Consider the following 21,377-nt stretch of genomic DNA (forward strand, 5'->3'; position numbering starts at 1 on the left):
ATGATAGATAACAGCATAACAGTTACGTTAATATATTATTAATTACATAACGGCTGCGCCATTCTCGCCCTGCGTTTCTAGCTCTCCTGCGATGGCGTGCGCTAAAAAATTCTGAAGCCTGCACTCTCTCTTATCAAGGTCAACATGAGTCTGTTTCCCGTTATCGTGGTGTTCGGTCTGTCGTTCCCACCGATATTTTTCGAGCTACTTTTATCACTGGCGATCTTCTGGCTGGTGCGCAAGGTGCTGGTCCCGACTGGGATCTACGATTTCGTCTGGCACCCTGCATTGTTCAATACCGCGCTGTATTGCTGCCTGTTTTACCTGATATCGCGCATGTTTGTCTGAGGTTGATGTGAAAACGCTAACAAGAAAAATCTCCCGCACCGCCATTACCATGGCGCTGGTTATCCTCGCGTTCATCGCTATTTTTCGCGCCTGGGTTTATTACACCGAATCACCGTGGACGCGTGACGCGCGCTTTAGCGCCGATGTGGTGGCAATTGCCCCCGACGTGGCCGGCCTTATCACGGCGGTTAACGTTCACGATAACCAGCTGGTGAAGAAAGATCAGGTCCTGTTCACCATCGACCAGCCTCGTTACCAGAAGGCGCTGGAGGAAGCAGAAGCAGACGTGGCCTATTACCAGGCGCTGGCCGCAGAGAAACGCCGAGAGGCAGGCCGTCGTAACCAGCTGGGCGTTCAGGCCATGTCCCGCGAAGAGATTGACCAGTCCAACAACGTGCTGCAAACCGTGCTGCACCAGTTAGCGAAAGCGCAGGCAACGCGCGATCTAGCGAAGCTCGACCTGGAGCGTACCGTGATCCGCGCGCCGGCCGATGGCTGGGTGACCAACCTGAACGTCTATGCCGGGGAGTTTATCACCCGTGGCTCAACCGCCGTGGCGCTGGTTAAACAGAACTCCTTCTACGTGCTCGCCTATATGGAAGAGACCAAGCTGGAGGGCGTTCGTCCGGGTTATCGCGCAGAAGTCACGCCGCTTGGCAGCAACCGCGTCTTTAAAGGTACCGTCGATAGCGTTGCCGCAGGGGTAACCAACTCCAGCAGCTCTAACGATGCCAAAGGGATGGCGACGGTAGATTCTAACCTGGAGTGGGTGCGTCTGGCGCAGCGCGTGCCGGTACGTATTCATCTGGATGAGCAGCAGGGCAACCTGTGGCCAGCGGGTACCACGGCGACGGTGGTGATCACCGGAGAAAAAGATCGGGATGCCAGCCAGGACTCCCTCTTCCGTAAAATTGCCCATCGCCTGCGCGAGTTTGGTTAATCGCCATGGGTATCTTTTCCATCGCCAGCCAGCACATTCGCTTCGCCGTGAAGCTGGCGTGCGCCATCGTGCTGGCGCTGTTCGTTGGCTTCCACTTCCAGCTTGAAACCCCTCGCTGGGCGGTGCTGACCGCCGCGATTGTCGCGGCGGGCCCTGCCTTCGCCGCGGGTGGAGAACCCTACTCTGGTGCGATCCGCTATCGCGGGATGCTGCGTATCATCGGGACGTTTATCGGCTGTTTCGCGGCGCTGACCATTATTATTCTGATGATCCGCACGCCGCTGCTGATGCTAATGGTGTGCTGCATCTGGGCAGGCTTCTGCACCTGGGTCTCGTCTCTGGTAAAAGTGGAGAACTCCTACGCCTGGGGGCTGGCGGGCTATACCGCGCTGATCATTGTCATCACCATCCAAAGCGAACCGCTGCTCGCGCCGCAGTTTGCCGTGGAGCGCTGCAGCGAGATTGTGATTGGTATTGTCTGCGCGATCGTGGCTGACCTGCTTTTCTCCCCGCGCTCGATCAAGCAAGAGGTGGATCGCGAGCTGGACGCGCTGATCGTTGCCCAGTACCAGCTGATGCAGCTGTGCATTAAACACGGCGACAGCGAAGAGGTGGATAAAGCCTGGAGCGGGCTGGTTCGTCGTACGCAGGCGCTGGAAGGGATGCGCAGCAACCTCAATATGGAGTCGTCTCGCTGGGCGCGGGCGAATCGTCGCCTTAAAGCCCTCAATACCGTCTCCTTAACGCTGATTACCCAGGCCTGCGAAACCTATCTCATCCAGAACACCCGGCCGGAAGTGGTCACCGATACGTTCCGCGAACTGTTTGCCGAGCCGGTAGAGACTGTACAGGACGTGCATAAGCAGCTTAAGCGCATGCGCCGGGTGATTGCCTGGACCGGGGAGCGCGAGACGCCGGTGACGATCTACACCTGGGTTGGGGCCGCAACGCGCTATCTGCTGCTTAAGCGCGGCGTGATCGGTAACACCAAAATCAGCGCGGCGGAAGAAGAGGTGCTCCAGGGCGAAGTGGTGATCAAGGCGGAGTCTGCCGAGCGCCATCACGCGATGGTCAACTTCTGGCGTACCACGCTTGCCTGTATGCTCGGCACGCTGTTCTGGCTGTGGACGGGCTGGACGTCCGGCAGCGGCGCGATGGTGATGATTGCCGTCGTGACCGCACTGGCGATGCGTCTGCCTAACCCGCGCATGGTCGCCATTGATTTCCTCTACGGCACCATCGCCGCGCTGCCGATAGGCGCGCTCTATTTCCTGGTCATCATCCCGTCGACGCAGCAGAGCATGCTGCTGCTCTGTATTAGCCTGGCGGTGATGGCGTTCTTTATCGGCATTGAAGTGCAAAAGCGCCGCCTGGGATCGCTGGGGGCGCTGGCGAGTACGATTAACATCATCGTGCTGGATAACCCAATGACCTTCCACTTCAGCCAGTTCCTCGACAGCGCGCTGGGTCAGCTGGTGGGCTGCTTCCTGGCGATGATGGTGATTCTGCTGGTCCGGGATAACTCGCAGGCGCGGACGGGGCGCGTATTGCTGAACCAGTTTGTATCGGCTGCCGTGTCGTCGATGACTACCAATACCGCGCGTCGTAAAGAGAACCACCTGCCCGCGCTCTACCAGCAGCTGTTTTTACTGCTGAACAAGTTCCCGGGCGACATAGCGAAGTTCCGCCTGGCGTTAACCATGATCATCGCGCACCAGCGTCTGCGCAACGCGCCGGTGCCGATCAACGACGATCTCTCGGCATTCCACCGTCAGCTGCGTCGTACCGCCGACCATGTGCTTTCCGCCAGCAGTGACGACAAACGCCGTCGTTACTTTACCCAACTGCTTGAAGAACTGGATATTTATCAGGAAAAGCTCAAGCACTGGCAAGCGCCGCCACAGGTGACCGAGCCGGTAGGGCGGCTGGTGTTTATGCTGCATCGCTACCAGAATGCCCTCACGGATAACTGACTGAAGTAAAAAAACCGACGCCAAAAGCGCCGGTTTTTTTGTGGCTATACTTATTCCAGCACGTACTTACATTCAGGAAGGGAGGACACATGACGACTCAGGCGCTTCAGGACAACACCCTTTTTCAGACCGGCTATCTGGTCGACGGCATCTGGAAAACGCTGGACACAACGTTTGATGTGCTGAACCCCGCGACCGGTGAGGTCATCGCTAAAGTTGCGAAAGCGGGGAAAGCGCAAACCGAAGAAGCGATCGCAGCGGCCACCAAAGCCTTCCCGGCATGGCGTGCCAAAACCGCGAAAGAGCGTTCGGCGATTCTGTACCGCTGGTACGAACTGATTATTGAAAATAAAAGCTGGCTCGGGCGGTTAATGACCACCGAGCAGGGCAAGCCCCTGAAAGAGGCGGAAGGGGAAGTGGAGTATGCCGCCAGCTTTATCCAGTGGTTCGCCGAAGAGGCCAAGCGCGCGAACGGTGAAATTATTCCGCCAATCAAGCCCGGCTCGCGCATTCTGGCGACCCGTGAGCCCATCGGCGTCGTCGCGGCCATCACGCCGTGGAACTTCCCGATGGCGATGCTCACCCGCAAGCTAGGCCCGGCGCTGGCAGCCGGGTGTACCGGTGTCATCAAACCGGCCAATAACACGCCGCTCAGCGCCTTTGCGCTGCTGACGCTGGCAAAACAGGCGGGCGTGCCCGACGGTGTGCTCAACGCGGTGGCCGGAAATACCCATGAAATCAGCGATGCGATCATGGCCAGCCACGACGTGCGTAAAATCTCCTTTACCGGTTCGACCTCCGTCGGCAAAACGCTGGTGCGCAACGCCGCAGAAACCATGAAAAAAGTCTCGATGGAGCTGGGGGGAAATGCTCCGTATATCGTCTTTGAGGATGCCGACATCGAGGCTGCGGTAAAAGGCGCAATTGCCAATAAATTCCGCAATGCCGGGCAGGTCTGCGTCAGCGTGAACCGCTTCTACATTCAGGAAACCGTCTACGACAAGTTTGTGAATAAGCTCGCAGATGCGGTTAATGCCCTTAAGGTGGGGAATGGCCTTGAGGACGGCGTCGTCGTCGGGCCGCTGATTGAATCCGCCGCGGTCGACAAGGTCCGTGAGCATGTTGAAGATGCTGTCACACGAGGGGCGACCGTGCTGGCGGGCGGCAAACCCCATCCGCTGGGCGGTAATTTCTGGATGCCAACCGTGCTGGGCGACTGTCACGAAGGCATGAAGCTGGCAGAAGAAGAGACGTTTGGTCCGGTTGCGGCGTGTTTCCGCTTCACCTCGGAAGATGAAGTTATCCAGCGTGCGAATAACACGCCTTATGGGCTGGCGGCTTACTTCTACACCCAGAACCTTTCCCGGGTTTTCCGCGTTTCACAGGCCATCGAGAGCGGGATGATTGGCATTAACGAGTGCGCCGTTTCCACCGAGCTGGGGCCTTTCGGCGGCGTAAAAGAGTCCGGTCTTGGACGTGAGGGATCCGTGCTGGGGCTGGAAGAGTATCTGGAAGTTAAAACCCTGCATATCGGGGGATTATAATAGACTGGGCGGCATCTGCCGCCCGCCTGGACTGGGTGGCTGGCAATGAAAACCTATACTTTTGATTTTGACGAAATCGACAGTCAGGAAGACTTTTATCGGGAATTTATCCGGGCGTTTGATCTTGAACGGGAAAGCGTGACCAATCTGGATACGCTGTGGGACGTGGTCACCGGCAGCATGCTGCCGCTACCGCTGGAGATTGAGTTTATCCATCTGCCCGATAAGCTGCGCAGACGTTTCGGCGCGCTGATATTACTCTTCGATGAAGCGGAGGAAGAGCTTGAAGGACAGCTTCGCTTTAACGCGCGGCATTAAATGAAAAAAGCCCCTGACCACGAGGCCAGGGGCAAGTCGTATGATGAGATACGACGAGGGTTTATTTATACAGTTCAGCCGTGGCGTGCCAGTGGTCACCCTGATTCAGTTCGGTGACGCGATAGCTGCTGGCGCCTGCTTTTTCAGCTTTGGCGGCAAGTTCCTGACGAATGTCCATCGGGGAGCCGGTGACTGACGTCACGGAGACGCTGCCCATTGGCTGCAGATTTTGTGCCTGATCGGCATTCACTTGCTGTACGGCTGCGCTTGCGCCGAAAGAGAGAGCGGATGCCAGACCCAGGGTTGCGATGATCAGTTTGGTTTTCATAGTCTTTACTCCTGAACAGGTTTTTTGCTCAACGGCGAGAAGGGTTGAACTGCTATTTTTATGCCTGGTGCCGTTGAGTGGAGAGTTATGTCTTCAGTGATTACTTAAACTTATTTGTACAGCTCGGCGGTAGCGTGCCAGTGGTCACCGGAACGCGCTTCGATAATGCGATAGGATGACGCACCTTTTTCTTCCGCTTTTTTGTTCAGCATCTCATGCATGTCCATTGGAGACGTGCCAACAGCGCCGACAGAAACCGTACCGATTGCCTCACGGGATTGCGCCTGGTCAGCATTAATAGCGTCAGCCGCGAAAGCACCGAAGGACAGGACAGACAGGACGCTCAGCGCCGCTACAGTAGTTTTGATTTTCATGATTCTTACCTCGTCGAATTTTTTAGTGGGGTCTTGTTTCGTGACCCTCATCACAAAATCAAGTATACACTAATAACGTAAAAAATTAATACCAGACTAATGGTTTCCCTTGTTATTACGTGTTAAACACGCTTTTTTTTATAACCTAATTGCATAATGTTGGGTGTTTTATGAGCAATTTGTGCTGGTATTTATAAGAAAATCATAGGGATAATGCTTTTTGATTTTTTGTGCGATTTGCGGGATTGTTATTCACTGGGTGAATGTTAATGAGTGGTAAAAAGCACTAATTGTCAAAGCAAGAGCAGTGAAATAAAGGGGGAAATGATGCGAGAGCAGAATGATCCCCGCAGCGGCGCTACGGGGGATGGCGCATTACAGTTCCTGTTCGAACAGAACCAGAATCGCTTCGTGGAGATCCTTCACGGAGAAACCGCTAGCCGGGGTGGTAAAGATGGTGTCATCACCGGCAATGGTGCCGAGAATACCCTCTGTTTTACCTAACGAGTCCAGCATGCGGGCAATCAGCTGCGCGGCACCCGGGCTTGTGTGGATGACCACAACGGCGTCGTTATAGTCGATATCCAGAACCAAATTCTTGAGCGGGCTGGAGGTGGTCGGCACGCCAAGTTCAGCCGGCAGGCAATAGACCATCTCCATCTTGGCGTTGCGGGTACGCACCGCGCCAAACTTGGTTAACATGCGGGAGACTTTCGACTGGTTGATGTTATCGAAGCCTTGTTCCTGCAGCGCCTGAACAATTTCTCCCTGAGAACTGAATTTCTCTTCTTTAAGTAGCGCCTTAAACGCTTTTACCAATTCTTCTTGCTTAGACGAGCTTCGCATAAGTCACCCGGAATATGACGAAAGAAACAACATTATTATGCATGTGGATGAATTTTTATGCAAATTATCTGCTCAACGGCAGGCTGAAATAATGTTATGAAAGGGAGTGATTTTATCAGATTTCGTTATCAGAAAACATGCCTGGGTCACGCCGCGCAAATAAGCTTAAAAGTAAATTAAATGTTATCAAAATGATGTTGTTTTGGTGGCGTGGCAGGGTGTATTGTAACCACCTCTTAATTCGTTGCCATCTGTCGTCAGATAGCTTTCTGGTGAGAGATAAAGTCGTGTGACCTCAAATTCTTTAGCTTCGAAAATTGTAATTAAAGACATGCTGATTTAAGGTCGCGGCAACGGATTTACAGATACTTAAGTTAACCATAATAAGGAGTTTAGGATGAAAGTCGCAGTCCTCGGCGCTGCTGGTGGTATCGGCCAGGCGCTTGCCCTACTACTGAAAACCCAACTGCCTTCAGGCTCAGAACTCTCCCTGTACGATATTGCTCCGGTAACCCCAGGCGTGGCGGTTGACCTGAGCCACATCCCGACCGCTGTAAAAATCAAAGGCTTCTCCGGTGAAGATGCGCGTCCTGCGCTGCAGGGTGCTGACGTGGTCCTGATTTCTGCAGGCGTGGCGCGTAAGCCAGGCATGGATCGTTCAGACCTGTTCAACGTCAACGCGGGCATCGTGAAAAACCTGGTGCAGCAGATCGCTGAAGTGTGCCCGAAAGCATGCATCGGTATCATCACTAACCCGGTGAACACCACCGTTGCTATCGCAGCCGAAGTGCTGAAGAAAGCGGGTGTGTACGACAAAAACAAACTGTTCGGCGTGACCACGCTGGATATCATCCGTTCCAACACCTTCGTTGCTGAGCTGAAAGGCAAACAGCCAACAGAAGTGGAAGTGCCGGTTATCGGCGGCCACTCTGGCGTGACTATTCTGCCTCTGCTGTCCCAGATCCCGGGCGTGAGCTTCACCGAGCAGGAAGTGGCTGACCTGACCAAACGAATCCAGAACGCGGGCACCGAAGTGGTGGAAGCGAAGGCGGGTGGCGGTTCTGCAACCCTGTCTATGGGCCAGGCGGCTGCACGTTTCGGTCTGTCACTGGTTCGCGCCCTGCAGGGCGAGAAAGGCGTTGTTGAATGCGCTTACGTTGAAGGCGACGGCGAACATGCTCGCTTCTTCTCTCAGCCGCTGCTGCTGGGCAAAAACGGTATTGAAGAGCGTAAGCCTATCGGTACGCTGAGCGCGTTTGAGCAAAACGCGATGGAAGGCATGCTGGACACGCTGAAGAAAGATATCACTCTGGGTGAAGAGTTCGTTAACAAGTAAAACGAAGTGTCTCCCGTAGGCCGGGTAAGCGTTAGCGCCACCCGGCAAAAAAACCGAAGCCAGTAAGTGCTTCGGTTTTTTTATGGGCTAATTTGTTGCCGGGTATTCCTGAATCGTCACGTGCAGCGTCATTTTCTTATCGTTGCGCATGATTTCCACAGGGATGATCGAGCCAGGGCGAATTTCGGCCACCTGGTCCATCGTCTCCAGGGCAGAGACTGCCGGCGTGCCGTTAACCGACACGATGACATCATTAACCTGAATCCCCGCGTTAGCCGCCGGGCCACCCGGTGCCACCTCGTTGACGACGATGCCCTGAATCTGATCGATACCGCCGCCCTGAGTATGCATTGGCGCAATTTCGCGCCCGCCGATACCGATATAGCCGCGGATCACGCGTCCGTCGCGGATCAGCTTATCCATAATCTTGGTCGCCAGCTGGAACGGAATAGCAAAGCCGATCCCTTCCGGCGTCTCGCCGTCGTTGCTTTTATCGAACGAGAGGGTGTTGATGCCCATCAGTTCGCCCAGCGAGTTGACCAGCGCGCCGCCGGAGTTGCCGTGGTTGATTGATGCATCCGTCTGCAGGAAGTTCTGCCGTCCTGACGGGTTGAGGCCGATTCGACCGGTCGCGCTGATAATTCCCTGCGTGATGGTCTGGCCCAGGTTGTACGGGTTACCGATCGCCAGCACCACATCGCCGATGTGCGGCGTACGTTTACGGTTGATCGGAATGACCGGCAATCCGCCCGTGGCGTTAATCTTCAGCACGGCCAGATCGGTCAGGCTGTCTGAACCCACAAGCAACGCCTCAAACACGCGGCCATCCTGCAGGGCGACGATGATCTGGTCGGCATCGTTGATCACGTGTTTGTTCGTAATAATGTAGCCGCGCTCGTCCATAATCACCCCGGAGCCAAGGGTGCGGATCTCAAGCTGGTTATGTGCTGAGCTGTTGAGGCCGCGGTTATAAACGTTAACCACGGCAGGGGCGGCACGGCGAACGGCCTGGTTATAGGTCGCCGGCGTTTCATCCGTGCTGTCGAACTGGGGGGCAGACAGCTTATTAAACTGACGCAAAGACGGCATCGCCAGTAGCAGCAGGCCTGCGACAATCAAACCGATGACAATGGAACGTAAGAGCTTTAAAAGCATGATGCGCGTGTCGTGAAAAAAGGAACGATTTGCAGCATAACATGAGTTATCCGGACATCACACGCAGCGGTGATGTCCGGGATCGCAAATGCTTAGCGCAACAGAATGTAGATAGACTCATTGCCACGCATGACCTGCAGGGCAATGACCGCCGGTTTGCTCTCCAGCACCTTGCGCAGTTCGGCAATGGACTGCACGCGATTGCGGTTCACGCCAATGATGACATCTTCCTGATGCAATCCGGCCTGCGCGGCAGGGCTGCTCTTCTCGACGGTGTCCAGGCGAATGCCTTTCGTACCGTCTTTCAACTGCCCATCGCTTAGCGTTGCCCCCTGCAGCGCCGGGGCGATAAGCTCCGCGCTGGCAGAGGACGAGGTGCTTTTATCCAGCGTCACTTCGACGTTCAGCGGCTTACCGTCACGGATCAGGCCCAGCTTCACTTTGGCCCCCGGTTCGGTGGTGGCGATACGCGAACGCAGTTCAGCAAAGCTACTCAGCGGCTTGTCGTTAAGGCTGACGATCACATCGCCCGATTTGATGCCTGCTTTTGCCGAGCCGGAGTTTGGCAGCACTTCACTGACAAACGCACCGCGCTGCACGTTGATATTGAACGCTTTCGCGATATCCGCGCTCATCTCCATGCCTTTAATACCCAGCAGTCCACGTTTGACTTCGCCGAACTGGATTAGCTGCTGCGCCAGCGTTTTAGCCATATTGCTCGGGATCGCAAAGCCAATCCCAATGCTGCCGCCGCCCGGAGCCAGAATTGCCGTGTTAATGCCAATCAGCTCGCCGTTAAGGTTGAGTAATGCCCCGCCGGAGTTGCCCCGGTTGATTGAGGCATCGGTCTGGATGAAGTTTTCCAGACCTTCCAGATTCAGGCCACTGCGTCCCAGCGCCGAGACTATGCCGGAGGTGGCGGTTTGACCTAAACCAAAGGGATTGCCCACGGCGACGGCAAAATCACCGACGCGCAGCTTGTCGGAATCCGCAATGGCAATCTGGGTCAGGTTGCTCGGGTTCTGCACCTGCAATAGCGCGATGTCGCTCTGATCATCGCCGCCAATCAGTTTGGCATCAAATTCACGACCATCGTTCAGCTGGACGCTGATTTTATCGGCCTGGCTGATGACATGATTGTTAGTCAGGATATAGCCTTTAGCCGCATCAATGATGACGCCAGAGCCCAGACCTTCAAAAGGCTGAGCCTGCTGGTTGGGGGACTCATCGCCAAAATATTTTTTCAGTTCTTCCGGTACGCGCTGGCTTTGAACCGCCGTGCCTTCTACCTGAACGCTCACGACCGCGGGCAACACTTTTTCCAGCATCGGCGCGAGGCTGGGAGTGGCTGCCTGTCCCGGCACCTGCGAAGGCAGCGCCGCACCGGCAGGGAAGGACGCCGAGAGAGATAACCCGACACTTAACGCTATAGCGCTCAACAGCTGGTTTTTTTTCTTCATTGATGCTGACTCTCGTATCCTGGAATGAAAGAAGAACGGCCCAAAATCATGATGATGTTATTGAATTTTATACCGCTGAACAATGAGGTGTTTGACTAAATAATAGCTGGGGACGGGAAGAAAGGACGGGCGCAAGAGATGCGCCCGTAAAATATATTTATGTTGTGCGATTAATCGCGTTTTGCGCCACCGCGCAGCAGGCCGGACGCGCCGTCAGAGTAGTCGCGTGGCATCTGAACCGGAGCCTGATCGTTACCCGCTTCTGAGTCGGCCAGACGGTTGCGGAACGGGTTAGTCTCAGCGGTCATTTCCGGCAGCAGGCTGCTGGAGCTTTTCGCCATATGCTGATACAGCTGACGGTAGTCGGTCGCCATGTTGTCCAGCAGCTCAGCGCTACGGGCAAAGTGGCTGACCAGCTCTTCGCGATACTCTTCCAGCTCTGCTTTATTCTTTTCCAGTTCGTACTGCAGTGACTGCTGCTGACGCAATTTGCGGTTGCCGAAACGCATGGCCACAGCACCGATCACGATGCCGACGACTAAACCGATTAGCGCATATTCCCAGGTCATGAACTTCTCCCGTTGTCTTGTTGTTCCGTAGGGTGTTGGCTCGGCTCCTGCCTGTGCCTGATAATGCCACTATAACCGCTATTTCCGCAGAAGTGGAATCCTGACGTATCATCGCGTAGTGTAGAACGGCCTTTTTTTCATCAGTCACGCCTGCTGATGAGCATTAATTGAAGGAATAACAATAAGATTATGCAAATCCTGTCCCCTGCATCGCGATATCAACTGGCCCTGAATGAGGGTACTCATCAGCCTGATGACGTTCAACGTGAGGCGGTAAACCGTCTGGAGATGATTTATCAGGCGCTCACGGCAAAACCTGCTGAAGTAGAACAGAGTGGTGGGCTCAAAGCGGCGTTTGGCCGACTGCTCGGCAAAAAAGCGCCGCAGGCTCAGGCTCCGGTGCGCGGTTTATATATGTGGGGCGGCGTCGGTCGCGGAAAAACCTGGCTTATGGATCTGTTTTATCTCAGCCTGCCGGGGGAGCGTAAACAGCGCCTCCACTTCCATCGCTTTATGCTGCGGGTGCATGAAGAGCTGACAGCGCTGCAGGGCAAAAGCGATCCGCTGGAGATTGTGGCTGACAGGTTCAAGGCGGAAACGGACGTGCTCTGCTTCGATGAGTTTTTTGTTTCTGACATTACCGACGCCATGCTGTTAGGCGGGCTGATGAAAGCGCTGTTTGCCCGCGGGATCACGCTCGTTGCCACGTCGAATATCCCGCCGGATGAACTCTATCGCAACGGCCTGCAGCGGGCGCGTTTCCTGCCGGCCATTGATGCTATCAAACAGCATTGCGACATCATGAATGTCGATGCCGGTGTCGATTATCGTCTGCGTATGTTAACGCAGGCGCACCTGTGGCTTTCGCCGTTAAACGCCGATACCGCTCGCGAGATGGATAAACTCTGGCTGGCGCTGGCGGGCGCAAAACGCGAAAACGCACCGACGCTGGAGATTAACCATCGCCCGTTACCCACCCTTGGCGTAGAAAACCAGACGCTGGCGGTCTCTTTTGCGACGCTCTGCGTGGATGCCCGCAGCCAGCATGACTATATTGCACTTTCGCGCCTGTTCCACACCGTGATGATGCTGGATGTGCCGGTGATGACGCGGCTGATGGAGAGCGAAGCGCGGCGCTTCATTGCGCTGGTGGACGAGTTTTACGAGCGCCACGTCAAGCTTGTCGTCAGCGCCGAGGTGCCTTTATATGAGATCTACCAGGGCGAGCGGCTGAAGTTTGAGTTCCAGCGCTGCCTCTCGCGCCTGCAAGAGATGCAGAGCGAAGAGTATCTCAAGCGTGAGCATATGCCCTAATCAATGCTCCTCTCTCCCACTGGGAGAGGGGCTGGGAGTGAGGGCACCAGACCGCACAAACGCGCCCCCCGAAAAACCCATTCCAAATCACATTTAAGGGTCGATCTTTGACCTCAACTTCTCTATAATCTTGCGACCCCACGTTACGAGAAGGTTTTTTTCCCGAAACTTTCTATGTGTCGGCATGTGCTATTCGAAGGGGTAGGTTTGCCGGACTTTGTCGTGTGAACCTCAACTGACTAAACGTTTGGGTGTTCACCAACGTGTAACTTATTATTTGGGTAAGCTTTTAATGAAAACTTTTACAGCTAAACCAGAAACCGTACAGCGCGACTGGTATGTTGTTGACGCGACCGGTAAAACTCTGGGCCGTCTGGCTACTGAACTGGCTCGTCGCCTGCGCGGTAAGCATAAAGCGGAATACACTCCGCACGTTGATACCGGTGATTACATCATCGTTCTGAACGCTGACAAAGTTGCTGTTACCGGCAACAAGCGTACTGACAAAGTGTACTACCACCACACCGGCCACATCGGTGGTATCAAAGAAGCGACCTTTGAAGAGATGATTGCCCGCCGTCCTGAGCGTGTGATTGAAATCGCGGTTAAAGGCATGCTGCCAAAAGGCCCGCTGGGTCGTGCTATGTTCCGTAAACTGAAAGTTTACGCAGGCAACGAGCACAACCACGCGGCACAGCAACCGCAAGTTCTTGACATCTAATCGGGATTATAGGCAATGGCTGAAAATCAATACTACGGCACTGGTCGCCGCAAAAGTTCCGCAGCTCGCGTTTTCATCAAACCGGGTAGTGGTAAAATCGTAATCAACCAGCGTTCTCTGGAACAGTACTTCGGTCGCGAAACTGCCCGCATGGTAGTTCGCCAGCCGCTGGAACTGGTTGATATGGTAGAAAAACTGGATCTGTACATCACCGTTAAAGGTGGTGGTATCTCCGGTCAGGCAGGTGCGATCCGTCACGGTATCACCCGCGCTCTGATGGAGTACGACGAATCCCTGCGTTCTGAACTGCGTAAAGCTGGCTTCGTTACTCGTGACGCTCGTCAGGTTGAACGTAAGAAAGTGGGTCTGCGTAAAGCACGTCGTCGTCCACAGTTCTCCAAACGTTAATCCATTCTGCTTACGCAGAACGATTGGCGAAAAACCCGCTTCGGCGGGTTTTTTTATGGATAATGCGCAGGTTATCCACAGTAACATTTCATATATCTTCTCTTTTTCCACATTTCCGGCATCCCCTCACCACAAAGCCATCAAAATCTGGTAAACTATCATCCAATTTTCTGCCCAAATATCGGTGAATACTCGATTTTTGTTCGATTCTTGAACAATGTGTCTTCTCTGGGATGGGCGATACTTCATCTGGCTGGCCCCGTTGGGCTGGTAGCAGTAAAAATTCTGAATATACCTGGAGGTTTTCATGGCTGTCGCTGCCAACAAACGTTCGGTAATGACGCTGTTTTCTGGTCCTACTGACATTTATAGCCATCAGGTTCGTATCGTGCTGGCCGAGAAGGGTGTCAGTTTTGAGATCGAGCATGTGGAAAAGGATAACCCGCCTCAGGATCTGATCGATCTCAACCCGAGCCAAAGCGTACCGACGCTGGTGGATCGCGAGCTGACCCTGTGGGAATCCCGTATCATTATGGAATATCTGGATGAGCGTTTCCCGCATCCGCCACTGATGCCTGTTTATCCTGTTGCGCGTGGTGAAAGCCGCCTGTACATGCAGCGTATCGAGAAAGACTGGTACACACTGATGAACGTCATCGTCAACGGTTCCTCTTCAGAAGCAGATGCTGCGCGTAAACAGCTGCGTGAAGAGCTGCTGGCCATTGCGCCGGTATTTGGTCAAAAACCGTTCTTCCTGAGCGACGAGTTCAGCCTGGTGGATTGCTATCTGGCCCCGCTGCTGTGGCGTCTGCCAACCCTGGGCGTGGAGTTCAGCGGCCCGGGTGCGAAAGAGCTGAAAGGCTATATGACGCGCGTCTTTGAGCGCGACTCTTTCCTGGCATCCTTAACTGAACCGGAGCGCGAAATGCGTCTCGGCCGAGGCTAATGACTGTGGAAATGTCACAACTTACCCCACGCCGTCCGTATCTGCTGCGCGCCTTCTATGAATGGCTGCTGGATAACCAGCTCACGCCGCACCTGGTTGTGGATGTGACGTTGCCGGGCGTGCAGGTTCCAATGGAATACGCACGCGACGGACAGATTGTACTGAATATTGCGCCACGTGCAGTGGGTAACCTGGAGCTGGCAAACGACGAAGTGCGCTTTAATGCGCGTTTTGGCGGCGTGCCGCGTCAGGTTTCCGTTCCGCTGGCTGCGGTTCTGGCTATCTACGCCCGTGAAAACGGTGCAGGCACCATGTTCGAGCCGGAAGCGGCGTATGATGAAGAGGTTGCCAGCCTGAATGACGATGAGGCATCCGATGAACGCGAAAGCGACCCGGTAATGTCTGTGATTGATGGCGACAAGCCCGATCGTCAGGACGACGACGAGGGGCCGGATGATGAACCGCCACCGCGCGGTGGTCGTCCCGCACTGCGCGTTGTGAAATAAACAAACAGGCCCGACGGGCCTGTTTTGCTTTCTGCCCCTTTTCGCCCCCTCTAATTTCCTGTGTTATGATGCAGCGTTTTCCTTCAATGGCACAGGACTGCAATGAAACCGACCGATAGTAACGCTGAAAACTCAGATGAAACCCTTGGCCGCAGCCTGCGTCGCCGTCCGCTGACGCGCAAAAAGCTGTCGGATATGGTGGAAGAAGAGTTGGAGCAGATGATCCGTCGGAAGGAATTTGCGCAGGGAGAGCAGCTGCCCTCCGAGCGCGAGCTGATGGCGTTCTTCAACGTGGGCCGCCCCTCGGTGCGCGAAGCGCTGGCGGCGCTGAAGCGTAAAGGTCTGGTGCAGATTAACAACGGTGAACGCGCCCGCGTCACTCTGCCGTCTGCCGATACCATCATCAGCGAGCTGTCGGGGATGGCGAAAGATTTTCTGACCCAGCCCGGTGGTATTGCCCATTTTGAGCAGCTCCGTCTGTTCTTTGAATCCAGCCTCGTGCGTTATGCCGCAGAGTACGCCACGGAGGATCAGATTGCGCGGCTGACGAAAGCGCTGGAGATCAACAGCCAGTCCCTGGATGACAACGCGCTGTTCATTCGTTCCGACGTCGATTTTCATCGCGTGCTGGCGGAGATCCCCGGCAACCCAATCTTCAACGCGATCCACGTTGCGCTGCTTGACTGGCTAATCGCGGCGCGTCCTAAAGTGCCGGATGCAGAGCTTTATCAACATAACGCAGCCAGCTATCGCCAGCATATCGCGATCGTTGACGCGATCCGCCGCCGCGATCCAGATGAAGCCGATCGGGCGTTGCAAACTCACCTCAACAGCGTTTCCGCTACCTGGCACGCCTTCGGCCAGCATTCAAAAGCTAAAAAGTAACGATCCTTTAGTGAAGCAGATCGCACTATAAGCGTTCTGTATTCCACTGCTGCTTAATTGATCTGGTATAACAGGTATAAAGGTATATCGCTATAACAAACACACGAATGATTGAGGTATCTATGGCAACGCAACTCCGCGGCGTAATGGCCGCACTTCTGACTCCGTTTACCCTACAGCAGGCGCTGGATAAGGAGAGCCTGCGCCGTCTGGTGCAGTTCAATATTGCGCAGGGCATCGACGGGCTTTATGTCGGCGGTTCAACGGGGGAAGCCTTTGTCCAAAGCCTTTCTGAACGCGAGCAGGTGATGGAGATCGTGGCGGAGGAGGCGAAAGGAAAAATCACGCTCATTGCTCACGTTGGCTGCGTGAGCACCGCGGAAAGCCAGCAGCTGGCCACCGCCGCTGCCCGCCAGGGCTTTGACGCCGTGTCCGCCGTCACGCCGTTTTATTACCCCTTTAGCTTTGAAGAACATTGCGATCACTACCGTGCAATTATTGATTCGGCGGATGGTCTGCCGATGGTGGTCTACAACATTCCGGCGCTGAGCGGCGTGAAGTTAAGCCTGGATCAGATCAACACCCTGGTGACGCTGCCCGGCGTCGGCGCGTTAAAACAAACCTCCGGCGATCTGTTCCAGATGGAGCAGATCCGCCGTGAGCATCCGGATCTGGTGCTCTACAACGGCTATGACGAAATCTTTGCCTCCGGCCTGCTGGCCGGCGCTGACGGGGGGATCGGCAGCACCTACAACATTATGGGCTGGCGCTACCGGGCTATCGCCAACGCGGTTCGTGAGGGGGATAACGCCACCGCACAGCGCCTGCAAAGCGAATGCAACAAGGTTATCGACCTGCTGATTAAAGCCGGGGTCTTCCGTGGTCTGAAAACGGTTCTGCACTACATGGACGTGGTGTCCGTGCCGCTGTGCCGTAAACCGTTTGCCCCTGTAGACGAGAAATTCGTGCCGGCGCTGAAGGCGCTGGCAGAGCAGTTAATGGCGGAAAAACGCTAACGCACTGCCGGATGGCGCGTCGCTTATCCGGCCTACAAAAACGCGATACGTAGGCCGGATAAGGCGCAGCAGTCCTCCGGCAAAACGACAGAGAAATCGTCGGGAGAGTGAAATGAGTAAGTCTACCCAAAGCATCCCGTGGTACTGCCATCTAAGCCGCCCTCAGTGGCGCGCCTTCTCTGCCGCCTGGCTGGGATATCTGCTTGATGGCTTCGATTTTGTTCTGATTGCCTTAGTCCTGACAGAAATTAAAAGTGAATTTGGCCTCACGACCGTTGAAGCGGCGAGCCTCATTTCGGCGGCCTTTATTTCGCGCTGGTTCGGCGGCCTGCTGCTGGGCGCCATGGGCGACCGCTATGGCCGCAAGCTGGCAATGATAACCAGCATCGTGCTCTTCTCCTGCGGTACGCTGGCCTGCGGTTTTGCGCCGGGTTACGTCACCCTGTTTATCGCCCGCATGGTGATTGGTATGGGGATGGCGGGGGAATACGGCTCCAGCGCAACCTACGTCATCGAAAGCTGGCCGAAACACCTGCGCAATAAGGCGAGTGGTTTTCTGATTTCTGGCTTCTCCGTCGGTGCCGTGGTTGCGGCCCAGGTCTACAGCCTTGTCGTGCCCGTCTGGGGCTGGCGAGCGCTGTTCTTTATCGGCATCCTGCCCATCGTCTTTGCCCTGTGGCTGCGGAAAAATATTCCGGAGGCTGAAGACTGGAAAGCGAAGCACGAAGGTCAGGCGCCGGTACGTACAATGGTTGATATTCTTTATCGCGGCAAATACCGCTTGATCAATATGGCGATGACGCTGTTTGCCGGCACGGCGCTGTGGTTCTGCTTTGCCGGCGAACTCAACAACGCCGGGCTGGTGGTTATTCTCGGCCTGCTGTGCGCCATTGTGTTTATCAGCTTTATGGTGCAAAGCAGCGGTAAACGCTGGCCTACGGGCGTCACGCTGATGGTTGTCGTGCTCTTCGCGTTCCTCTACTCCTGGCCGATTCAGGCGCTATTACCCACGTATCTGAAAACCGACCTGGCCTATGATCCGTCAACGGTGGCGAAGGTGCTGTTCTTTAGCGGCTTCGGCGCGGCTGTAGGCTGCTGCGTGGGTGGTTTTCTCGGCGACTGGTTGGGCACCCGGAAGGCCTACGTCTGTAGCCTGCTGGCCTCACAGCTGCTGATCGTTCCCGTCTTTGCGATCGGTGGCGCAAATGTCTGGGTGCTGGGCCTGCTGCTCTTTTTCCAGCAGATGCTGGGGCAGGGGATCTCGGGGATCTTACCGAAACTTATCGGCGGTTATTTCGACACCGACCAGCGTGCGGCGGGTCTGGGCTTTACCTATAACGTCGGGGCGCTGGGCGGGGCGATCGCCCCGGTGATTGGCGCGCTGCTGTCGCAGAATATGGCGCTGGGCACAGCCCTGGGATCGCTCTCCTTCGGCCTGACCTTTGTGGTGATCCTGCTGATTGGACTGGATATGCCGTCCCGCGTTCAGCGCTGGCTGCGGCCGGAGGCGATTCGAACCCACGACGCCATCGACGGTAAACCTCTCAGCGGAGCCGTCCCGTTTGGCGGCGATAAAAACGCTTTAGCCAAAAGCAAAAGTTAATCCGCTGGAAAAAGCGGCAGGGCGTTAGCTCCGCCGTGAGGATATCTTTATGTACGCGATGACGTTTGCCACGCGGTTTCCAACCCAGAATTAGCGCTTAAACGTCACCGCTTCCGGCTGCGTCAGGTGCAAGGTTGTCTGGCTGGGCACCGTCTCGGCAATCACCTTGCCGTGGCGAACAGAGTATCGTGCCGGCGTCTGGCGACGAACGGCATCAAACCCATTCTCTGCCGGGAGAATCACCAGGTTTGCTGAATTCCCAACGCGCACTCCATAGTCCTGCAAATTGAGCGTTTTCGCGCTGTGGGTAGTGATCAGGTTAAGCCCATCGTTTATCTGCCCGTAGCCCATCAGTTGGCAGACGTGCAGCCCCATATGCAGAACCTGAAGCATATTCGCGGTTCCCAGCGGATACCACGGATCGAAAACGTCGTCATGGCCGAAGCAGACGTTGATTTCCGCTTCCAGCATTTCTTTGACGCGTGTAATGCCGCGGCGTTTGGGATAGGTATCGAAACGGCCCTGCAAATGCGTGTTAACCAGCGGGTTTGCCACGAAGTTAATGCCTGACATTTTTAAAAGGCGGAACAGCCGGGACGTATACGCGCCATTATAGGAGTGCATTGCCGTGGTATGGCTGGCGGTCACGCGCGAACCCATTCCGTCATGATGTGCCAGGGCGGCAACGGTTTCAACGAAGCGCGATTGTTCATCATCAATTTCGTCACAGTGGACATCGATCAGGCGGTCGTACTTTCTGGCCAGGGAAAACGTTTTATGCAGCGACTCCACGCCATATTCACGCGTAAATTCAAAGTGCGGAATTGCGCCGATGACATCCGCCCCTAAACGCACGGCTTCCTCAAGCAGTGCTTCACCGTTCGGATAAGAAAGAATGCCTTCCTGCGGGAATGCCACAATTTGCATATCGACCCACGGGGCGACTTCCTGCTTCACCTCCAGCATGGCTTTCAGTGCCGTAAGCGTGGGGTCCGAGACGTCAACATGTGTACGTACGTACTGAATGCCGTTGGCGATCTGCCACTTCAGGGTTTGCATCGCGCGAGCTTTAACGTCTTCGTGGGTGAGCATCGCCTTACGTTCGGCCCAGCGCTCGATTCCCTCGAAAAGGGTGCCTGACTGGTTCCAGTTCGGTTCACCCGCCGTTTGCGTTGTATCCAGATGGATATGCGGTTCGATGAAAGGAGGGATAACCAGCCCGCATTCGGCGTCCAACACCTGACCGACTGGCGCAGAGGCGGTTTCCTGAGGATCGATACGGCTGAAGCGTCCGTCCTCAATCGTGATCTGCCATAAACCCTCCTGCCCCTGCAAACGGGCCTGACGGATAGTGAGGGAATTATTCTGCATGGGAAGCCTCCGAAGGATTGGCAAGGGTACGTTTGGCGAATGGGTTTAACACCAAATAGCTGAAGACGCCACCCAATACTGCGTTAACGGGGACAATTCCCGGAATATAATGCCCGGCAGCAACGCCCAGGGCGACCGAGAAAATGGCAATCCAGTTAACAGACACAAAATTTGCGGGGGCGAAGCTGGCATAGCGGCGGCGATTAATCAGGTAGTCGGCGATAATCACCCCGCCAATCGGCGGAATCGCTGCCGACAGAAAGGTCAGCCAGCCAACGAAGTTGTTGTATAGCCACAGCGCGCACAGCGTACCGATAATGCCATTCACCACCGACAGCGTACGGCTGGAAAGGCCAGTAATATTGGCGAAACCCAGACCAGAGGCGTATAGCGCATTGTCATTGGTGGTCCAGATATTCAGGCCGAGAACGATAATCGCCGGCAGCAGCAGTCCCTGGGCGATCATCACGTCAGAAATATCGGCCTGTCCTACGGCGGCAGCGCCTGCCGCACCGAAGATAAACATCAGCGAGTTGCCAAGGAAAAATGCCACCATCGCCACCAGAACGGCCCCTTTGGCATTACGGCCAAAGCGGACGAAGTCGGCGGTCAGCGTGCCTGCGCTGATAAACGAACCTACAACCAGCGCCAGCGCGCTGGAAAAGTTGAGCGGCGTCTGCGGCACAATGGATTTGAGGTGGTCCAACCCTCCCACGCCGTCCACCGCCAGCCAGACGGAGTAGCTACCCAGGATGACGATAGCGGGTACGGCGATGATGGATAAAATCGTCAGTGCTGAGATGCCAAAAAAAATGGTCAACGTCATCAACAGGCCGGAAACCGCAATCAGGACGTTCACGTCGATGCCCGTGGCTTTACTCACCGGGATGGCAAACATCGCTACGCCGACGCCAAACCATCCTACCTGCGTACCGCCTAAAAGCATGGAGGGAAGCCAGGAACCTTTTATACCGAACGAGTAACGCGCAAGAAGATGGGTTGAGAGGCCGGTTTTTGCGCCAATGTAGCCAAGAAAAGCAGTGTAAATACCGAGGAGGAGATTGCCGAAGAGAACTGCGAGGAAGAAATCATTATAGGAAAGACCGGTACCGAGCGTGCCTCCGGTCCACATACTGGCGGAAAAAAACGTTAACCCTAACATCACAAAAGTGAGTGGAACCACGCCTTTCCGCGCCGCCAGAGGGACGGGGCCCTGGCTATAATTGTTATCTTGCGACACAACGCCTCCTTGAATTTTGGCCAAAAAATCCGCCGCATAATATCCATTTTTTTCATCAATGCAAACGTTTACGTCCGGGGTTTACACTGCATTTGTGGGGAAATGGGTATCGTTAACTGAAGGGGAGGTAACTGAAAACAGGCTCCCCGGCGTTCCGCTTTATGCTTCTGCCGGGG

General features: G+C 55.2%; 22 protein-coding genes. 14 read left to right on the forward strand and 8 right to left on the reverse strand.

From position 1 onward, the window contains the following. The first annotated feature begins 144 nt into the window (after positions 1-144). From aaeX to APT89_RS08030, 5 genes are all read left to right on the forward strand, one after another. Positions 145-348, forward strand: a complete 204-nt coding sequence (gene aaeX / locus APT89_RS08010) for a p-hydroxybenzoic acid efflux pump operon protein AaeX (RefSeq protein WP_003860416.1) — start codon at positions 145-147, stop codon at positions 346-348. Between the two features lie 7 nt (positions 349-355). Then, positions 356-1,288, forward strand: coding sequence for a p-hydroxybenzoic acid efflux pump subunit AaeA (aaeA, locus tag APT89_RS08015; protein ID WP_028014599.1), 933 nt, complete (start codon positions 356-358; stop codon positions 1,286-1,288). A gap of 5 nt (positions 1,289-1,293) precedes the next feature. Further along, a complete protein-coding gene (gene aaeB, locus APT89_RS08020; RefSeq protein ID WP_041907837.1) occupies positions 1,294-3,261 on the forward strand; it encodes a p-hydroxybenzoic acid efflux pump subunit AaeB in 1,968 nt (655 codons plus the stop codon). An 89-nt stretch (positions 3,262-3,350) separates the two neighbouring features. Beyond that, positions 3,351-4,805, forward strand: coding sequence for an NAD-dependent succinate-semialdehyde dehydrogenase (locus APT89_RS08025; RefSeq protein WP_028014597.1), 1,455 nt, complete (start codon positions 3,351-3,353; stop codon positions 4,803-4,805). 45 nt (positions 4,806-4,850) lie between these two features. Then, complete coding sequence (locus APT89_RS08030) at positions 4,851-5,123, forward strand: barstar family protein (RefSeq protein ID WP_028014596.1); 273 nt, start codon at positions 4,851-4,853, stop codon at positions 5,121-5,123. Between the two features lie 61 nt (positions 5,124-5,184). Here APT89_RS08030 and yhcN (APT89_RS08035) read toward each other — a convergent pair whose 3' ends face one another. From yhcN (APT89_RS08035) to argR, 3 genes are all read right to left on the reverse strand, one after another. Continuing rightward, a complete protein-coding gene (gene yhcN, locus APT89_RS08035) occupies positions 5,185-5,451 on the reverse strand; it encodes a peroxide/acid stress response protein YhcN (protein ID WP_028014595.1) in 267 nt (88 codons plus the stop codon). 110 nt (positions 5,452-5,561) lie between these two features. After that, the gene (yhcN, locus tag APT89_RS08040; RefSeq protein WP_014885423.1) at positions 5,562-5,825 is read right to left on the reverse strand and encodes a peroxide/acid stress response protein YhcN; all 264 of its coding nucleotides are present in this window, start codon (positions 5,823-5,825) and stop codon (positions 5,562-5,564) included. A gap of 375 nt (positions 5,826-6,200) precedes the next feature. Then, entirely contained in the window at positions 6,201-6,671 is a 471-nt protein-coding gene (gene argR, locus APT89_RS08045; protein WP_008502836.1) for a transcriptional regulator ArgR, read from the reverse strand. Positions 6,672-7,068: 397 nt separating this feature from the next. Here argR and mdh point away from each other — a divergent pair, with 397 nt between their 5' ends. Beyond that, entirely contained in the window at positions 7,069-8,007 is a 939-nt protein-coding gene (mdh, locus tag APT89_RS08050) for a malate dehydrogenase (RefSeq protein WP_028014594.1), read from the forward strand. An 87-nt stretch (positions 8,008-8,094) separates the two neighbouring features. On the opposite strand, the gene degS is transcribed toward mdh, so the two are convergent. The 3 genes from degS to zapG all read right to left on the reverse strand — a co-directional run bounded on the left by degS (position 8,095) and on the right by zapG (position 11,191). Next, positions 8,095-9,162, reverse strand: a complete 1,068-nt coding sequence (gene degS, locus APT89_RS08055; protein ID WP_028014593.1) for an outer membrane-stress sensor serine endopeptidase DegS — start codon at positions 9,160-9,162, stop codon at positions 8,095-8,097. A 92-nt stretch (positions 9,163-9,254) separates the two neighbouring features. Continuing rightward, positions 9,255-10,622, reverse strand: coding sequence for a serine endoprotease DegQ (degQ, locus tag APT89_RS08060; protein WP_041907839.1), 1,368 nt, complete (start codon positions 10,620-10,622; stop codon positions 9,255-9,257). 170 nt (positions 10,623-10,792) lie between these two features. After that, positions 10,793-11,191, reverse strand: coding sequence for a Z-ring associated protein ZapG (gene zapG, locus APT89_RS08065; protein WP_010436126.1), 399 nt, complete (start codon positions 11,189-11,191; stop codon positions 10,793-10,795). A gap of 189 nt (positions 11,192-11,380) precedes the next feature. On the opposite strand from zapG, the gene zapE reads away from it, so the two are divergent. From zapE to APT89_RS08110, 8 genes are all read left to right on the forward strand, one after another. After that, positions 11,381-12,505 (forward strand): cell division protein ZapE, encoded by a 1,125-nt coding sequence (gene zapE, locus APT89_RS08070; RefSeq protein WP_060572031.1) that lies wholly within the window; start codon positions 11,381-11,383, stop codon positions 12,503-12,505. Positions 12,506-12,797: 292 nt separating this feature from the next. Further along, entirely contained in the window at positions 12,798-13,226 is a 429-nt protein-coding gene (rplM, locus tag APT89_RS08075; protein WP_006178824.1) for a 50S ribosomal protein L13, read from the forward strand. Positions 13,227-13,241: 15 nt separating this feature from the next. Next, the gene (rpsI, locus tag APT89_RS08080; protein ID WP_003860436.1) at positions 13,242-13,634 is read left to right on the forward strand and encodes a 30S ribosomal protein S9; all 393 of its coding nucleotides are present in this window, start codon (positions 13,242-13,244) and stop codon (positions 13,632-13,634) included. Positions 13,635-13,941: 307 nt separating this feature from the next. Continuing rightward, positions 13,942-14,580 carry a stringent starvation protein SspA gene (sspA, locus tag APT89_RS08090; RefSeq protein ID WP_014071978.1) on the forward strand — a complete coding sequence of 213 codons (639 nt, stop codon included), beginning with the start codon at positions 13,942-13,944 and terminating at the stop codon, positions 14,578-14,580. A 5-nt stretch (positions 14,581-14,585) separates the two neighbouring features. Continuing rightward, complete coding sequence (gene sspB / locus APT89_RS08095) at positions 14,586-15,086, forward strand: ClpXP protease specificity-enhancing factor (RefSeq protein ID WP_028014588.1); 501 nt, start codon at positions 14,586-14,588, stop codon at positions 15,084-15,086. Between the two features lie 102 nt (positions 15,087-15,188). Further along, positions 15,189-15,971, forward strand: a complete 783-nt coding sequence (gene nanR, locus APT89_RS08100) for a transcriptional regulator NanR (protein WP_045630742.1) — start codon at positions 15,189-15,191, stop codon at positions 15,969-15,971. A gap of 122 nt (positions 15,972-16,093) precedes the next feature. Then, positions 16,094-16,987: an N-acetylneuraminate lyase gene (nanA, locus tag APT89_RS08105; RefSeq protein WP_060572354.1), complete on the forward strand. Its 894-nt coding sequence runs from the start codon at positions 16,094-16,096 to the stop codon at positions 16,985-16,987. Between the two features lie 112 nt (positions 16,988-17,099). Continuing rightward, the gene (locus APT89_RS08110) at positions 17,100-18,590 is read left to right on the forward strand and encodes an MFS transporter (RefSeq protein ID WP_060572032.1); all 1,491 of its coding nucleotides are present in this window, start codon (positions 17,100-17,102) and stop codon (positions 18,588-18,590) included. A 90-nt stretch (positions 18,591-18,680) separates the two neighbouring features. Here the strand turns inward: APT89_RS08110 and codA are convergent, their stop codons facing one another. Both codA and codB read right to left on the reverse strand, forming a co-directional pair. Next, positions 18,681-19,961, reverse strand: coding sequence for a cytosine/isoguanine deaminase (codA, locus tag APT89_RS08115; protein WP_047364729.1), 1,281 nt, complete (start codon positions 19,959-19,961; stop codon positions 18,681-18,683). After that, positions 19,951-21,201, reverse strand: coding sequence for a cytosine permease (codB, locus tag APT89_RS08120; protein ID WP_060572033.1), 1,251 nt, complete (start codon positions 21,199-21,201; stop codon positions 19,951-19,953). The genes codA and codB overlap by 11 nt, the downstream gene beginning before the upstream one ends. Between the last annotated feature and the right edge of the window lie 176 nt (positions 21,202-21,377).

This window comes from Enterobacter sp. 50588862 (genome assembly GCF_001462935.1).
In the GTDB taxonomy this organism is placed as follows: domain Bacteria; phylum Pseudomonadota; class Gammaproteobacteria; order Enterobacterales; family Enterobacteriaceae; genus Enterobacter; species Enterobacter bugandensis.

Coding starts and splice junctions, on each gene's coding strand:
- aaeX (WP_003860416.1), top strand. CDS start 145: ATGAGTCTGTTTCCCGTTATCGTGGTGTTCGGTCTGTCGTTCCCACCG.
- aaeB (WP_041907837.1), top strand. CDS start 1,294: ATGGGTATCTTTTCCATCGCCAGCCAGCACATTCGCTTCGCCGTGAAG.
- APT89_RS08025 (WP_028014597.1), top strand. CDS start 3,351: ATGACGACTCAGGCGCTTCAGGACAACACCCTTTTTCAGACCGGCTAT.
- APT89_RS08030 (WP_028014596.1), top strand. CDS start 4,851: ATGAAAACCTATACTTTTGATTTTGACGAAATCGACAGTCAGGAAGAC.
- yhcN (WP_028014595.1), bottom strand. CDS start 5,451: ATGAAAACCAAACTGATCATCGCAACCCTGGGTCTGGCATCCGCTCTC.
- yhcN (WP_014885423.1), bottom strand. CDS start 5,825: ATGAAAATCAAAACTACTGTAGCGGCGCTGAGCGTCCTGTCTGTCCTG.
- argR (WP_008502836.1), bottom strand. CDS start 6,671: ATGCGAAGCTCGTCTAAGCAAGAAGAATTGGTAAAAGCGTTTAAGGCG.
- mdh (WP_028014594.1), top strand. CDS start 7,069: ATGAAAGTCGCAGTCCTCGGCGCTGCTGGTGGTATCGGCCAGGCGCTT.
- degS (WP_028014593.1), bottom strand. CDS start 9,162: ATGCTTTTAAAGCTCTTACGTTCCATTGTCATCGGTTTGATTGTCGCA.
- degQ (WP_041907839.1), bottom strand. CDS start 10,622: ATGAAGAAAAAAAACCAGCTGTTGAGCGCTATAGCGTTAAGTGTCGGG.
- zapG (WP_010436126.1), bottom strand. CDS start 11,191: ATGACCTGGGAATATGCGCTAATCGGTTTAGTCGTCGGCATCGTGATC.
- zapE (WP_060572031.1), top strand. CDS start 11,381: ATGCAAATCCTGTCCCCTGCATCGCGATATCAACTGGCCCTGAATGAG.
- rplM (WP_006178824.1), top strand. CDS start 12,798: ATGAAAACTTTTACAGCTAAACCAGAAACCGTACAGCGCGACTGGTAT.
- rpsI (WP_003860436.1), top strand. CDS start 13,242: ATGGCTGAAAATCAATACTACGGCACTGGTCGCCGCAAAAGTTCCGCA.
- sspA (WP_014071978.1), top strand. CDS start 13,942: ATGGCTGTCGCTGCCAACAAACGTTCGGTAATGACGCTGTTTTCTGGT.
- nanR (WP_045630742.1), top strand. CDS start 15,189: ATGAAACCGACCGATAGTAACGCTGAAAACTCAGATGAAACCCTTGGC.
- nanA (WP_060572354.1), top strand. CDS start 16,094: ATGGCAACGCAACTCCGCGGCGTAATGGCCGCACTTCTGACTCCGTTT.
- APT89_RS08110 (WP_060572032.1), top strand. CDS start 17,100: ATGAGTAAGTCTACCCAAAGCATCCCGTGGTACTGCCATCTAAGCCGC.
- codA (WP_047364729.1), bottom strand. CDS start 19,961: ATGCAGAATAATTCCCTCACTATCCGTCAGGCCCGTTTGCAGGGGCAG.